At 67.1% G+C, this 15,419-nt stretch carries 12 protein-coding genes and 1 pseudogene; 4 read left to right on the top strand and 9 right to left on the bottom strand.

Annotated elements, in window-relative coordinates:
* Positions 1-545: S8 family serine peptidase (locus OHB00_RS50080; RefSeq protein ID WP_406445534.1), on the bottom strand; the 545-nt coding region annotated here is incomplete at its 3' end.
* A 253-nt stretch (positions 546-798) separates the two neighbouring features.
* Between OHB00_RS50080 and OHB00_RS50075 the strand changes: the two genes are divergently transcribed.
* Both OHB00_RS50075 and OHB00_RS50070 read left to right on the top strand, forming a co-directional pair.
* Complete coding sequence (locus OHB00_RS50075; RefSeq protein ID WP_406429969.1) at positions 799-1,521, top strand: BTAD domain-containing putative transcriptional regulator; 723 nt, start codon at positions 799-801, stop codon at positions 1,519-1,521.
* A gap of 178 nt (positions 1,522-1,699) precedes the next feature.
* A complete protein-coding gene (locus OHB00_RS50070) occupies positions 1,700-1,939 on the top strand; it encodes a hypothetical protein (RefSeq protein WP_406429971.1) in 240 nt (79 codons plus the stop codon).
* A gap of 2,296 nt (positions 1,940-4,235) precedes the next feature.
* Here OHB00_RS50070 and OHB00_RS50065 read toward each other — a convergent pair.
* Complete coding sequence (locus tag OHB00_RS50065) at positions 4,236-4,508, bottom strand: hypothetical protein (protein WP_406429973.1); 273 nt, start codon at positions 4,506-4,508, stop codon at positions 4,236-4,238.
* Complete coding sequence (locus tag OHB00_RS50060; RefSeq protein ID WP_406429975.1) at positions 4,508-4,744, bottom strand: hypothetical protein; 237 nt, start codon at positions 4,742-4,744, stop codon at positions 4,508-4,510. Before OHB00_RS50060 ends, OHB00_RS50065 begins: the two co-directional genes overlap by 1 nt.
* 279 nt (positions 4,745-5,023) lie before the next feature.
* On the opposite strand from OHB00_RS50060, the gene tcmP reads away from it, so the two are divergent.
* Positions 5,024-6,202, top strand: a complete 1,179-nt coding sequence (tcmP, locus tag OHB00_RS50055) for a three-Cys-motif partner protein TcmP (protein ID WP_406429977.1) — start codon at positions 5,024-5,026, stop codon at positions 6,200-6,202.
* 34 nt (positions 6,203-6,236) lie between these two features.
* Here tcmP and OHB00_RS50050 read toward each other — a convergent pair whose 3' ends face one another.
* The 6 genes and pseudogenes from OHB00_RS50050 to OHB00_RS50025 form a co-directional block, all read right to left on the bottom strand.
* A complete protein-coding gene (locus OHB00_RS50050; RefSeq protein WP_406429979.1) occupies positions 6,237-6,983 on the bottom strand; it encodes a DUF5131 family protein in 747 nt (248 codons plus the stop codon).
* 222 nt (positions 6,984-7,205) lie between these two features.
* Positions 7,206-7,580, bottom strand: a pseudogene (locus OHB00_RS50045) (transcriptional regulator); the annotation flags it as partial.
* 846 nt (positions 7,581-8,426) lie between these two features.
* A complete protein-coding gene (locus OHB00_RS50040) occupies positions 8,427-8,909 on the bottom strand; it encodes a hypothetical protein (protein WP_406429981.1) in 483 nt (160 codons plus the stop codon).
* Between the two features lie 19 nt (positions 8,910-8,928).
* A complete protein-coding gene (locus OHB00_RS50035; RefSeq protein ID WP_406429983.1) occupies positions 8,929-9,582 on the bottom strand; it encodes an RNA polymerase sigma factor in 654 nt (217 codons plus the stop codon).
* Between the two features lie 191 nt (positions 9,583-9,773).
* A complete protein-coding gene (locus OHB00_RS50030) occupies positions 9,774-10,349 on the bottom strand; it encodes a transcriptional regulator (RefSeq protein ID WP_406429985.1) in 576 nt (191 codons plus the stop codon).
* A 1-nt stretch (position 10,350) separates the two neighbouring features.
* On the bottom strand, positions 10,351-11,916 hold the full coding sequence (locus OHB00_RS50025) for a helix-turn-helix domain-containing protein (protein ID WP_406429987.1): 1,566 nt from the start codon (positions 11,914-11,916) through the stop codon (positions 10,351-10,353).
* A 571-nt stretch (positions 11,917-12,487) separates the two neighbouring features.
* Here OHB00_RS50025 and OHB00_RS50020 point away from each other — a divergent pair.
* Positions 12,488-14,968: a Helicase associated domain protein gene (locus tag OHB00_RS50020; protein WP_406429989.1), complete on the top strand. Its 2,481-nt coding sequence runs from the start codon at positions 12,488-12,490 to the stop codon at positions 14,966-14,968.
* The last annotated feature ends 451 nt before the right edge of the window (positions 14,969-15,419 follow it).

The raw sequence follows: 15,419 nt of genomic DNA, 5'->3' as shown, positions 1-15,419 counted from the left end.
GATCCGGTTGCCCCAACCGCGAGCACGCTTGGCACTGCAGCGGGCACTTGCAGGCAGTCGCATCCGTCGTTGCCGGCGGCCGCGACGACGAGGACCCCTTGCTCGGCACATAGTCGCAGGGCTCGTCCCAGCAGTTCGTCCGGCTGCCCGTCTGGAACGCGCTCACCGCCGCTGACGTTGATGATGTGGGCGCCCTCCTGGACGGCGCGCTCGATGGCCCGGGCCAGATCCAGTTGGGGGACCCGGGCCTCGTCCCCGTCCCGGAACACCGGCAACAGCAGTCCCCGGCAGCGTGGGGCGATGCCGGTCACGCCCGTTCCAGGCTGTCCGAAGATCAGACTGGTGACGAGGGTGCCGTGCAGAGACATCGGCCCGGCTCCGGGAGCCTGGGTCACCAGTGTGTCGATTCTCGTCAGGTCGGCGCCCTCGAAGCAGGGGTGGGACAGCTCCACTGGCCCGTCGAGAATGGCAACGCACACTTCGGTGCTGCCAAGGAGCTCCTCCTGAGGGGCTTCCAGACCTCGAAGTACGGACCGGGCTTCCATCCCAACTCCCACTCGCTTGCCTTGTTCTGTCCGTGAGCATCCGCCAGCCCTGTGCGGCGTGCGTTGTCCGGACGGTGCAAGAGGCGTTCCGCGATCGTTGCCCGCGCATCATTCATGTGTTCTTGACGCAGGCCGGACAACGATCGCGGAACGCCTCAGAGGGCTTGAGGACACGGCCGCGGACCTGCGGCTGACGGGAAAGAGGTGGCTACACCCGGATGCGTGTGGCACATGCCAGTTGCACAGTGAGGATGTGTTGCTGAACGAAACTTCGAACGAAGTATCCCTCGAACTGCTGGGCGACTTTGAGCTCGTCTGCTCTGGTCACAGGGTGCGTCTGCCTGTCGGAGCTCAGCGTTTGCTGGCATTCCTGGGGCTGCAGAGCGACGGCATCCATCGAGGTGCCGCGGCACAGCAGATGTGGCCCGACTACCCCTGCCACCGGGCCGCCGCCAATCTGCGCTCAGCTCTATGCCAGGGAAGACGCACCGGCTGTGTCCCCCTCGTTGACTGCCTTGGGCAACGATTGCGGCTTTCGCCCCTAGTCCGCGTCGATCTGCACACGGTCGGCGCAGACGCACGGAAGATCGTCGATGGCCTGGGCCCGCCCCGCGACGCCGAAGCGCTCATCGACGACCTCACGCGGGAACTACTGCCCGACTGGAACGACGAGTGGCTGGATCTGGACCGTGAACGCTGGAACCAGCTGCGCCTCTACGCCCTCGAAGGCTTGGCCCAGCGATTGCTGGCGGCAGAGCAATACCTTCCTGCCCTCCAGGCTGCGCTTGCGGCCATCGCCATCGACCCCCTCCGGGAGACCGCCCACCGGATCGTGATCGAGATCCATCTGGCGGAGGGCAACGTAGCGAGCGCCGTACGGCGCTATCAGCACTACTCCGACTTCCTCTTGCGGGAACTCCGTGTGAGCCCCTCGCCGCAGATGACCAGCCTCCTGCAAGGCTTGCTGTCCGCCTAACACCTGGCCGGCATGCTGCGGTGACGCGGCCGTGACGCTCCTCGAACGCTGCAGGGAACATCTCCACTACGGGCCCGGCGGAGGCTGGTGGCCGCATCGGAGTCCCCATCGTTCACGGGGATGCAGGTGCCTCCCGCACAATCCTCCATTGGCGGGCTCCTGAATGATCAGAAAGGAGATGAACGTGGTGGACACTCGTTTCAACCAGGAAACGGAACGCAGGCCGGCCGGCCTGTCCATGCCCGTGCAGGCGCCACCCGTCTACCGCTCCGCAGCCGGCACCGCAGGCGCTGCCCCTGCCGGTGGCGTCCAAGCCGACGGCCTCGGGTCGTTTTTCGGCGGCCTCGTGGACGACCTGTCGCACGCAATCCCTGGATCTGGCGCCGTCGGTGACGTTCTGGGCTGGCTCGGCCTCTGAGGAACGTGGTGCCGGCGGCCCGGCGGCTGCCGGCACCAACGGCGGCGGAAGAGATCCTCGCGGTAAGCCGTAGCCAAACGGCATGCTCAGGCCGGTGGTCTCACCCCGCAAGGCGAGGCATCGAGGGAGCGGGTGCGCATGCTGTGGCCGCCGATGGCTTGCGCGGGGCGTGAAGAACACGGTGATCGCGAGAGAACTGCGCCTCAGCGGTCGGTGACGGGGCGACGCCGGTCCTGGCGGCCCGGCTCCCCGAGCTGAGCACCACAAGAGACCACACGCCCATTTTTCATCGGGCACGACGGCAAAACGAAAGGAGTATGATCATGATGTATCAGACTACGCGTGCCGAGGCAAGGCGCCGACCAGCCGCCGCACTCAATATGCCGCAGCAGGCGCCGCCCATCGACCGCACCGAAGCCGCCGCTGTAGGTGCCCCAAATGCGGCCCCTGGCGTCGAAGCAAACATGATCGCGCCGCCGTTCCTCGACTGGCCATGGACAGGGACAAACAGCCCATGGACGGGGACAGGGCCAGGGACAGGGCCAGGCTTCCACATCCCCCCCATCATCGCCTGACCACTTGTGAGCCGATGCGCTCGCAGCCGGTCCTCTTCGAGCTGTGAACGCCTGCCCTTTCGGGTTCTGAGGATGTGGTGTCGGCAGCCGTCGGCTGCCGACACCGACTCTCACGGTTGCGACCGTGAGAAGTCATGGAACCTGAAGAACGAACCCATACCGGCCTCATGGCGGCCACCGCATTCATCTCACGCTGGTGACGGTGACCCCCAGAGTGTGAGATAGCCCCGCGGCAGGCCGTGGCGACGAGGTACGCGCAAATCACGGTGCTCTTGCCCCGCGGGACCAAGCCAACATCACGGTGCTCTCGCCCCGCGGGACCAAGCCAACAAGGAGCGGTTGCACGGATGGGCCGCCAATGCTTGCCCAGGGCCGAGGAACGTGGTGCTCGCGAGAGGAATGCGCTTCAGCAGCGGGCGACGCAGTGCGCCGGTCCTGGCGGCCCGGCCTGAGCACCACAGATAGCCACTCGCCCGTGCGGTTTACGTCCCGGCCGAGCCAGCCGCTCGCCGCCCCCTCAATGTGGGACAGCCCTTAGTGGCTTCAGCAGCAGGTCCAGGCATCGGCGTGCCGGGCAGGTGATGTTTCTGCGTGACGGCAGCCGTTCATGCTGAAGATGGTAATGATCTAGCGTGCCGACACCAAATGCCCCTGAACCCCCAACTCATAAAAAGCACTGGTCGCAGCTTTCCCAATGGGTGACTGGCCACATCAAGAAGCTGCTGGGAGTCATCATTGTGGCGATCGTTGGGGTGGTAGCTCAGCAAGTCGCTGTGACGTGTTCCGCCACAAAGCCTCAACGGTCAACACAAGTTCATTACATCCGCCTTTTTGATGAGGAGGGAGGACTAGTTCCTCCCTTCAAAGTAACTGAGAGCATTAGTGGGGCCACATGTACTTCAGACTCCCACGGAAGCGGCGATCTCAACGCTTGGCGCTGTGGTACCCCAGATAACTACATCCGGGATCCCTGCTGGTCCACGCCGTGGAGTGCAGCAGGAGACCGTGACATGGCGTGCATTGATTCACCTTGGGACTACGGGGCACTCCTCTTGCTGGCACCCAAAGTATACGTAACGTCAGATTGGTCCACTTCGCCTTACCGGAAAAAGACCCCGTGGGCTCTGCAACTTCGAGACCCCACTAAACACAACCGATCACTTCACTGTGTATGGGTGCAGGGAAACGCAGTTCAAGAGATCTACGGTATGCGCATAAACTATTTCTGCTGGCCCATCGGGCATGAGTGGCAGACTTCGCACCTGGTTGCTAACGCATGGGGTGAACTTGACATGTCGCATTCTCTTTACAGAGTGGCCTTCACCGAAGTCGGAAGTAGTGAAGTTCGCCAAGCGGATGTCACGGACACGTGGCCTTGAGAGAAGCAGCCGAAGAAAACACCAGCTGCCAGCTGCCTATATCCGGCAAGCTGCTGGGCGGGTCGACAGGCGGCATGAACCGCATCCGGCAGGGGAAAGACGTCGCCGACCACCTTGTGCCCCCGGCGGCGGTCGGCCAGTACGAGACGGGAGCCGCCCGCCCGCGCCCCGACCTGGTACCGCACCTGGCGAAGGTCCTCGACGTGCCGGTGGGGTTCTTCATCGCCGTATGCCGGACACTATTCGCTCCGGGACCGCGTGGGAGAGTGCCGGTGTGGTTTCCGGTATAGGGGGCCAGTCGTCGGAGATGACTTCGGTGGCGCCGCCGAGCAGCAGCGTGGATCAGACCTCTATGTAGGCGACGACGACCACGGTGCGCAGGGCGGTGACGAAGTACAGGATTCGGACGGCTTCGACATCGTCGGTGTACTGGCGCAGCTGGGGGCCGGTGGTGTCGCCGGGGAGCGGCTGGCCGGCGTCGGGGTCGACGGAGATGACGACTAGGGCGCGGTCCAGGGCGTGGATGTCCGCCTCGCTGGTGATGTTCTCCAGCTGCTTGGCGGCGGCGTCGGAGAAGGCGATCCGGGCGCGGCGGGGTCCGTGTCCTTGAGGCATCAGGCGACGGCCGGCCGCTGCGCGGCGAGCCGGGCAAGGTGCGCCTCGCGCAGCTCTTCCCACGGGGTGCAGTCCTCGACCGCGGGCAGGCCGTTCTCGGCGATGTCCTCCAGGACGGCGGCGAACTGGTCCGCGCGTTCGCGGGTCTGAGCCGCGTACGCGCGGACGGCGTCGGCGGCCGCGGGCTCCAGCCGCTGCCGGACGACTCCGTCGGCGGGAGCCGGCTGGTCGGTCATCAGAGCCTCCAGGCACGGTACGGGCGTGTGCTCTCACGGTACCGCTGCGCAGGTGGAGCGGGGATGGGCTGTTGCCATCTGCGCCGGCTTCGGGCACTGAGGTAGGCGCTCACTCGAACGGGCTACGTCGGGAACCGGGGGCAGGGGCTGCGTGATCTTTTCCGGCGTAGCCGCTGCTGCTGGGGGGCGGGTGGCGTGATGAACCTCTTGTCGGGTTCGGGTGGGTGGCTGACCATGCATTAAAAACGGTTAGTTGAGCCGTGGTGGAGTGGGGGCTCTATGTCCAGCGGAACGGGTGGGGATTACTGGAAAGACAAGGCTCTGCCGAGCGTGTTCAAGCACGAGTTACTGAAGCGCTATTTGCCTCAGTTCGGCGGCATGACGGGGTCTCAGTCGCAGGACAAGCGTGTGGTCTATCTGGACGGGTACGCGGGTGAGGGCCGCTACGAGAACGGCGAGCCTGCCTCGGCGGAGATCGCCCTGCGGGTGGCCTCCTACTTCCGTGCCCGGCACGGAATCACCATGGAGTGCTTCTTTACGGAGGCCCAGCAGAAGTCGTTCGAGCGGTTGAACCAGGTTGTCGAGCACTACCAGGCCAGCAAGGTGGTGGCCCATGCCAGCCGCGGCGAGGTTGACACAGTTCTCGACAGCGTGGTTCAGCGGGCTGCGCGCGCGCCGCTGTTCCTCTTCCTGGACCCGTGCGGGCTGGTTCTGCCTCAGCGCCGGCTCGTGGATGTGCTGGCACGGCAGCGGCCGCAGAAGAAGCCGCCGACCGAGCTGCTGATGAACTTCAGCATGATGGCTGTGTGGCGCCTGGGTGGTCACGTCCGCTCCCCCAACGGCAACGAGAGGTCGTTGCAGCGCTTTGACGACGTGTGTGGCGGCCCCTGGTGGCGTGAGTACTTCGCCGAAGCCGCTGCCCCCACCGCGAAAGAGGGTGCTGCTGAGGACGCCATCGAGGCTGTGGCGGCCGAGTACTCCCGTCTGCTTGCCCAGCGCACCGGCATGTTCGTGCAGTCGGTACCGGTCTCCCACGATGCGCACAAACGCGCTGTCTATCGGCTGGTCTTCGCCACGCGCAGTCAGTACGGCCTGTGGGTGTTCGGCGATTCGGTCGCCCGGGCGCGGGACGAATGGTGGAAGACGCTGGATGCGCGCGAGGAGAGCGAGGGGAAGCTGGCGCTGTGGCCCATGCGCCCGGACCCGAAGGAGATCGCGCTGGGGGCGATTCCCAAGATCGCGGACAACCTGGAGAAGGTTCTGCTGCGCAGCCGGCAACCGGTGAAGCTTGTGGACCACACGTTGGAGATCTTCGGGGACTTCTACGGGCAGGTGACCGAGCCGGCGGCGCGCCAAGCTGTACAGCGCCTGCACAAGCAGGGCAAGACGCCGAGCGACGGTGCGGGTGTGAAGAGGACCCGGGAGATCACGGTCCATCCCAGGAGTGCCGCCGCATGACGGGCCGGTCCGGGCATCGCTGTGCCCGGACCGCTCACACGGCAACTGGCAGCGGCATCTGGTCCCAGGTACGGCCGTCGAGCTCGCGGCCGCCGGCCTTCGGTGTGCGGCCGCCCCACTGCTTGAAGAAGAACGCCACCTGCGCACGCTGGCAGGTGTCACGGATCTGGGTCACCCATGCTTCGTCCAGCGGCCGATGCCCCGGCCCGGATTCGCCTCCCGCGATGACCCAGTCGATGCCGGTCAGTTCCAGGCCATCCAAGGGACCCAGCAGCGGCTCACACGACAGGAATTTCACCTTCGCCGGCACCTGCCGCAGGTCGTCCACGCGCGGCAGTTCCTTCGCGCTCTCCACCGAGACGCCCATCCACAGGTTCTCCGGCCACTCCAGCCGGTCGGCAACCTGCCGCAGGCGCCGCGCCCGTTTGGTCAGGACCTGGTAGGTGTGCTGCGGGGTATCCGCGATCACGTCGAAGACGCGGCGCACATAGTCGAGCGGCACCCGGGCGTGAAACAGGTCGCTCATCGAGTTCACGAACACGGTGCGCGGGCTCTTCCACCCGTACGGCACCGCCAGCGCGTCTGGATGCACCGTCAGCCCGAAACCGAGCCCGGACGTCCGCGGGTCGCCGTCAGCCTGGTACTTCGGCGAGCCCATCGCTTTCAGCCGTTTCGCAAGCGTCAACGCGTAGCAGTTGTCGCAGCCTTCGGAAACGCGGTCACATCCTGTGGTCGGGTTCCACGTCGCCTCGGTCCACTCGATCGAACTGCGATCACCCACGGCCGGCCCTCCATCCCCTCGAACCGGACCTGTCCGCCCGAACCGCTGCGGCTTGTCGTGCCCAACGAGACGGCTCACGACCGGTACCGGCATCCAACCATCCGGCTTCCGTGCGGCTCCCATCACCCCATCGATAGAACAGAAGTTCCCATCCTGTGGGGTGATGGGCCCGCTGTAAAGGCGCCGTCATGCGGCGAACCCGATCTTGGTGACGTACTCGTACTAGCCCCACTGGGAACCGAGGTCGACGACCTGGTCGATCCACGCGTCGTCCAGCTCCTGCTCGGCCAGCGACCCACGCGGCGACGATCCGGTCCCACCGTCGCACGTTCAGGGTCCGGAACTCCACGGGACGCTGGCGCGGGCGGTCCACCTGTGACTGGTTGAGCGGGTGGAACTCCACGCGGGTGCCTCGCCCCTCGCGGTTGAGGCGGGCGAGCAGGTAGCGGGCGACGTTCTCGCGCCGGACCGTGCGGTAGGCCTGCTCGATCGCTGTGAGGCTTGCGCGCGACGGGTGCCGGCGAGCCAGGCCTGGACGGTCCGGTCCGGTCCGGTCCGGTCAGTGACGGTGAGGCCGGCCGCGCGGGCGGCGGCGCGGACTGGACGTTCCCCGAGTGGGCGGTGGCCATGCACGGCACGGTCAAACCCCACTACCAGCCCGAGGGTGTCTACGCGGGCACCCTGCTCGGCCGCCTGGAGGCCCTTCACAACAACCGGAGGATCTGGTGTGTGGGTGCTGGTAGTGCGGCTCGGCGGACAGAACCAGTTCTCGGTGGCGATGTTGCAGCACACCTAACCAGTGGTCGCCCGTGTGGGAGTTGAGGATGTGATGGGGGTCGGAATCTGTGGCTGGCCGGCGGGCGGTGCCTCGGCCGGGGTCGGTACCGGGGGCACGCTTGTCTGAAAGACGCTCGGGTCTTTCTCCCAGACAAGATAGAGCGCCGTAAGGATGCCGAGCCCTACTAGAATGGCTGCTCCCAGTCGCGGATTTCGGTAGGCGATATATACGCCCGCGCCCGCGAGTGCGAGAGCGACGATAAGAAGCAGGGTCATCGAAGCTGCCTCTTTTCTCGCGGTGAAGCATTTGCCGGATGGTTCATGAGGCTCCTCCTCGGTCTCATTATGAGGACGGAGCCACGGGTTAAAATATTTCAATCGAGTCAAGAATTATGAAGGGCTCGGACACCACCCCTCGTGGTGTCCGAGCCCTCTGCGTTACGTCGATCCCTAAACGTGATTGCTGGCTAGTTCGGGCCTTCCCCCTAGAAGGCCACGCCCCCTGTAGCCGGGATCAGGGATCGACGTACCCCCGAACAATCGGTTCACTACCTGATTGGAGTAACTAGGTCTCCTTAGGCAGCGTTGATTGATCACTATCATCTTTCCACTATCGAGACTTGTGGCTTTAGCGGCGCCACAAGTCGGACTGGCGCGCTGAGATTTTCAGCGTATTGAGCTCTGAAGCTGGTGGATGCTCTGCAGAACGCTGGGTCGTTCAGCAGATGGATCGAGGGCAAGTTCATCGACAATCTCGACGGCCACTTCGTCGCCAGCGTCTGCCGCGTGGAGCCACCACGCGAATGCTGCTATTTCGTCGTCGACCTGCTCAACGATCTCCGCGATCCTCCTTAGGACACCTCCCTTCCCCTTCTCCTGCTCTTCTTCCGATGCAGCTGTGGGGAGAAGGCCCCGCAGCTCTTCCAGGAGGTCCTCCGGTTTCGGGGGAACGAGCCATGCCTCCTGGTTGTCTTCCTCGGCCCCGGCTGGCTGCGGGCAGCTAACTGCCCTTGCTACACCGCAGGCTGCCGTGCCCCGAGCAATCCCTATCTTTGAGAAGAGTTCATCAAGGAATTGCTCGGGGTCGGGTCGGTCGCCTGAGGAAGATCGGGAGTTGAGCGCCAAGGTGAGCTTTTCTGCGATGTTCACTATGGCTTCCTCCCTTCTCTTAGTTCCTCTTGTAGGCTTCCTCAAGAGCCTTGAGGGCCCTTTTCTCGTAGCGGCGTGCAGTTGCCTCCGAGATACGGAGGACTGCTGCTACCTCTGCGATCTTGAGTTCCTGCGCGTAGCGCAGGTGGATAACCAGACGCCAAGTCGGATTCAAGGTTCGCAGGACATCGAGCATCCTGTTAAAGCTGTCATCGTCCTCGACGCGTGAGTATTCGTCGATCCCGACGATTACTTTCCTGGCATCTTCTTCTTCTCGTTCTTGCCGGGACTTTCCGCTTCGGATCGTGTCGATCGCCGCATTAGCGATGGATCTGTACGCATAGCCCCGGTTGTTCAAAATGCGAATCCTGAATTCCGGAGCGGGCCAATTTTTCCAGAACTTAAGGAATATGTCCTGGACCGCATCCTGCGCATCCCAGAGGTTGCCAGTGATCCGGTGAGCGACCCTGATGAAACTTGCCGTGTGTTCTTCGCAGTATTTAACGAAGTCGGCACAGGCTTCCGGGGATATCGCCTCTGTGGCGCGAGTGGCTATCTCTCGTCCAGAGTTCAGGCCCGGCGTGGCTTCCGGGTCTGGGGACTCGCTGGTGAACGGAGACGTTGAGGGCTCTCCGTCCTCCTGCGGGTCGTCGAAGTGGTCGCCGATCTTCATCGACGGCCCCCTTCTCGGTACGACCGGCTCGGCCCCCGTGTCCCAGAGAAGGCACCGAGTCCGATGGGCCGGGGCGGAAAACCCTGGCTTGTAAGGGATGACGGAGCAGCAGCACGGTTTCCGTCACCTTGGCCCAAGATCTTTTCCAAGTCGGCGACTTCGCTGGTCGGGCACCGGTGCGCAGCACGCTGTCATGCGGCGAATCCGATGTTGGTGACGAACTCGTACTGGCCCCACTGGGAGCCGAGGTCGACCACCGCATCGTCAACCCACGCGGTGTCCAGCGCTTCGTCATCGTCGGCGGCCCATGCAGCGACGATCCGGTCCCAGTGCCGCACGTTCAGCGTCCGGAACTCCACAGGCCGCTGGTGCGGGCGGGAGACCTGTGACTGGTTGAGCGGGTGGAACTCCACACGGGTGCCGCGCCCCTCCCGGTTGAGGCGGGCGAGCAGGTAGCGGGCGACGTTCTCCCGCCGGACGGCGCGGTAGGCCTGCTCGATCGCGGCGAGGTTCGCGCGGGACGGGGAGCGGGTGCCGGCGAGCCAGGCCCGGATCGTGCGGGGCGTTGCGGTGAGGCCGGCCTGGCGGGCGGCGGCGCGGGCGTGGTCGGTGCGGGTGAGGTAGTGCAGGCGGGCGAGCAGGCCGCGCCGGGCGGTGATCGGGGTCGCGACGTAGCCGGCGAGCGCGTCGAGCTGGCGGGCGACGGCTTCATGGCCCTTGATGCCGCGCGCACCGAACTTGCCGAAGTCGAGGTTGCGCTCGGGCATGTCAGGCCTCTTCCGGGGTCGGGATGCCGGCGTCGCCGACGGTGTAGACGTCCTTGACCTTGACCTCGGTCACGCCGCGCCCTTCGGGGAAGACAGCTTGCCAGTCGCCGGCCACGTGGAGTTCGTCGGTGCCCATGGCGCGGACGACCATGAGGCCTTCGTCGTAGGCGCGGTGGGCCTTCCACCACAGGTTCGCGAACGCCTGGCTGCGGATGAGGTGCATCCAGTCGGTGCGGTAGAGCTCGCGGTTGTAGTTCGACTCGCCCATGGTGGAGACGAACTTGGAGTACATGGCCTTGACGTACTCCAGCGTCACGTCGTCGCCGTCGGCGATCGCCTGGTCCCGGGCGTCTTTCAGGGTGATCCGGAACTTCTCCAGCAGCCCCTCGGTGGCCCCGGACGTCCACGACTCGTGGATCACGGGAGGGTCGCACAGGCCGTACTTCGGTCCCGAGACCCGCAGCAGCAGGCGCAGGGTCGGCTCGGTCACCCACAGCGGGCCCGGTTCGTCCCGGCTGCCGATCGGGTTGGGCAGGTAGGCGTCGTGGTCCCAGTCGGGCGGGGTGATCAGGTGGACACCGGCCCGGCGCCGGTCGTGCTGGTCGCCCTCGGAGTGCTCCAGCTGCCCGAGCGGCAGGTACGTCTTGAGCGCGGACAGGTAAGCGCCGTTGATGTCCAGCGCGGTCACCTCGTGGACGCCGGCCGGGAGTTCGGGCCGGGTCCATTTAGGGCGGGCCTCCCAGACCTGGTCGGCGCCGCGCGCACTCTGCTTGCGCAACACGTCCGGCAGCCACGGGTGCGCGACGACATCGTACCGGCCGCCCTTGCGCGCCTGGTCCAGGAGCGCCATCGCGTCCGGGATCGCCCGCTTCACCAGCGCCGCCGTCGCGCCCGTGACGTCCCCGCCGTACTCGCCGAGCGCGGCCTCAACCGCCGAGGAGATCCGCCCGGCCAGCGGGTCGGGGGCGTCGGCGGGCCGTACCCGGCGGCCGGCCGCAACGACCCTCACCCCGCGCGAGCCAGGCCGTGCCGACGCGGCGCAGCCCCGATCACGTGCGCCGGCAGCCGGAGCGGCCGTCGGCGCGGGTGCGGGTTCCGGCTGCGGGGCCGAAGCCGTGGTGGTGCACTCGGCGGGGTCCAGGTGCTGCGGGAACCCGGCGACCTGGTGGCGGGCCAGCTGCCCACACAGCACACAGGGCTGGGGCGCGGCGAGCAGGTCACCGTCGTCGCCGAGGTCCTGGTCGCCGTCGTCGGTGGTGGTCCCGGTGGTCGCGGCCGGGCTGGAGGCGGCAGTGGCCGTGCGGGTGTCGAGCTTGGCCTGTGCCTGCTCCAGGAAGTACGCGTACCGCTCGCGGGCCTCGCCGCTCGGGTCACGGCCGGCTTCCCAGCCGCTGAGCGTCGACGCGCTCACGCCGACCGCGCGGGCCACCTGAGCCCGCGACAGGCCGACGTCTTCGCGCAGTTGGCGCCGGAGTTCCGGGCGCAGCAGCGGGACTTCCTCCCGGACTCCGGCGAGCAGAGCGTCGATCGCGGCGCGGCCGGCGGTGTTGTTCGTGTCCCGGTCCATCGGGACTTCCTTCCTTGATCGCCCGTGTGGCGCTGTGGGGGCCGCTTTGCGTCCTGTACGGCAACAGGCGGAGGGGAAAGTCCGGCGGCTCTTCCGAAAGCATCGCCATAATAACTCGCTGTGAGGCATTATGGTGTCTGTAAGACGTCTTTCCCCAGTTCCCCGAAGGGCGCGTGCTGATGACCACGGACCCTCCCCCCGCCCTCTCTGCGCCCGCGTCAGAGGAGTTGTGGACCGTCTCCGTGGTGGCCGACTACCTGGGGTTCACGGGGGAATCGGCGACTGGTTCGGCCCGCAGGCAGCTGTCGCGGTGGGGCATCGCCGCTGTGGCACGGGAGCCCGGCCGGAGCGGTCAGTCGTTGTATCTGGCGGCGCAGGTCCGTGCGGCGCACGAGGCGCGCCCCGGGCGCGGTCGGCATGGAGCGCGCAGGACCGAGGGCGGGCGCTTCACGACATCCACGGGCACCCAGCACGGCGCCGCACCCTGCACATAGCAGGGCGGCCGTCCACGTCCCAGCGCACGGCCGCCCACCCAGTCACCAGAGCTCACCAGACCAGGAGGACGCCCATCGTGGCCGTCACGCTTCGCCCGCATCAAGTCGAGGCAGTCGGTGCGGTGCTGCGCCATCTCTCGGAGCAGCCCGGTGCAGGGATCCCGCCCGAGGGTCTGCGTACCCAGGTCATCGCCGCAACCGGGTCCGGCAAGACGCTGATCGGTGTGGCAGCCGCCGACCGCCTGTCCGCACGGCGGGTGCTGGTCCTGGTCCCGACGCTGGACCTGCTGTTGCAGATGGCGGCCGCGTGGCGGGCGGGCGGCCGTCACGGCGCAATGATCGGCGTCTGCTCGCTGCGGGGCGCGGACAGTCAGGGTCTGCCGTGCACGACGGACCCGGACGAACTGATCGCGTGGACGGCCGGCCCCGAGACCGTGACGGTGTTCGCGACGTACGCGTCGGTGGGCATGGGCACGCTCCAGCGGGCTCACGCCGCCGGGTTGAGGGTGTGGGACCTGATGGTCGTGGACGAAGCCCATCGCGTAAGTGGTGACGGTCTCAAGCCGTGGGCGGCCGTGCACGACCAGACCCAAGTCCCCGCCGTACGGCGGCTGTACATGACGGCGACGGCGCGGATCTGGGAGGCGGAGGGGGAGCGGCCGCGGCTGGTCGCGTCCATGGACGACGACTCCGAGGTGTTCGGACCGGTCGCCTACAAGCTAAAGCTCAGTGAGGCGATCCGGATGGGCCTGGTGGCGCCGTACCAGGTGCTGTGCCTGGACATCCGCGACCCCGACCTCTACGCCGCCCTCACCACCGAGGCGACCGGCTCCGACGCGGTCCGCGGGGCCCGGCTCGCGGCAGTGCAGACGGGCCTCATGCGGGCGGCCGTCGAGGAGCGGTTCAGGCGGGTACTGTCCTTCCACAGCAGGGTCGGCGAGGCGGAAGCCATGGCGGCCGCCGTCCCCGCGACGGCGGCCCGGCTCGCCGAGGACAACCCCGAGACGTTCCCGCCCGCCGGGCAGGTGTGGTCGGCATGGCTGTACGGCGAGCACGCACCCGCGCACCGCCACTTGGTCTTGGAGGAGTTCGCTTCCGACTACCTCGCAGGCCCCGGCCCGGACGGCACGGACGTACGGGCCGAGCTTCGGGTGCTGTCGTCGGTGCGGGTGCTGGGTGAGGGCGTCGACACCGATTGCGACGCAATCCTGTTCGCCGACGCCCGCGGCTCAATGGTCGACATCGTGCAGATGGTCGGGCGCGCCCTGCGCATGCGGCCCGGCGTCGGGAAGCTGGCCACGCTGATCGTCCCGGTCTTCCTCGGCGCGGACGAGGACCCGAACGAGCTGCTGACTTCCAGCGCCTACGGCAGCCTAGCCAAGATCCTCGGAGCGCTGAGAGCCCACGACACGGACACCATCGAAGCGCTCGCCGACCCCCGCGTGCGCAACGCCCGCCCAGTAGCGGACACGGACGACGACCGCGAGGATCAGGAGGACGGCGTCCTGGAGGAGGTCGCGCGGGTGGGTGCGGCGGCGGCCGGGGTGCTCAGGTTCAGCGAGGAACGCGATCCCGCTGCCCTCGCGCAGTTTGTCAGGCTGCGGGTGATCGACCCCGAAGCCGCGTACTGGCGGCGCGCGATCGAGGTGGCCACCCGGTGGCTGCGCGAGACCGGCAGCACCGAGCTGCGCGTGCCCTACACGTGGGTGTCGCCCGAGGAGTGGGGCGCGGCCGGAAATCATCCGCTGGGGGTGTGGATCGCGGATCAACGAAAGTACTACGCGGCCGGGACCCTGGAAGCCGCACGGGTGACCGAGCTCGAGGCGCTCGGGATGCTGTGGTCGGTGCAGGCGTCCGCGTGGGAGGCCGGACTCACCGTCGCCCGCGCCTACACCGACGCCCACGGCCACCTTCTCCCGCCCACCGGAGCCGTGTTCGGCGGGGACAGCTTCCCCATCGGGGTGTGGCTGAAGAACCAGCGTGCAGCGGCCAGGAAGACGGCGGAGAACGCCGAACGGCGCGCGGCCGGGGAAACCGTCCCCTACGCCGGAGAACTGTCAGAGGCCCGTGTGGAGACTCTCGCTGACCTCGACCCCGGGTGGTGCCCGACGGCATGGGACATCGGCTGGCAGCGCTCCTACCGGCTCACCCTCGCCCACCGGAAGGCAGGCGGCACGCTCCCGGCCGGACCCGGTGAACTCATCGTCCAGGGCGAAGACCTGGGCGCCTGGATCGCAGGGCAGCGGACTGTGTGGGACAAGCTCATGCCCGCACAGCAGTGGCTCCTGGAGTCGGTCGGGATCGAGCCTCCGGCGGAAGGTGAGCCGGTGCCGGGGGCGTCGCGGACGCAGGACGCACGGTGGGCCGCAAACCTCGCCGCCGCCCGCAAGTTCCACGCCCGCGAAGGCCACCTGTCCGTGCCCCGCAAGCACATGGAAGCCGTCAACGGCGTCGAGCACAAGCTCGGGGCGTTCCTCGACAACACCCGCCGCCGCGCCGCCAAACTCAGCGAACAGCGCCGCGCCGAACTCGACCAACTCGGCATGCGCTGGACCTAGAGCGCACTCAGACGGCTCACCCCGTAAAGATCCAGGGCGGGCCGTCGACGTGCGGGTGGTTGTGAAGGGCGGTCGCCTACGCGGCGAAAGGCTCCATGAGGCATCAGCCGAACGATCGTCCTCATAGGCAATAGGTGAGGCCCGGGGACACTGTCCCCTCCACAACCACACCCTCCACAACACAGGCAGACGGCCGGCCATTCCCCGGAGGCAGACAAAGCGGGAGGCGTACGCCGCGGTGCGCGGAGCGGACGCCTAGAGTGCCTGCTTCGACCCGGCTCCGTACGGGACACCTCTGCAGAGCGGACTTCAAATCGCCGCCGCCTGCCACCCACGCCTTCGGGACACCTCCGCAGGCGCGGAGCGGACAGCCCGAGCCAGCGGCGCAGCTCGTGCGTCTCCAGGACACCTCCGCGGGCGCGGAGCGGACGCGAGGCCGGCGCACGCTATC

It is taken from the genome of Streptomyces sp. NBC_00631 (assembly GCF_045206895.1).
Lineage (GTDB): Bacteria > Actinomycetota > Actinomycetes > Streptomycetales > Streptomycetaceae > Streptomyces.
This window is presented reverse-complemented; position numbering and strand designations above follow the sequence as displayed.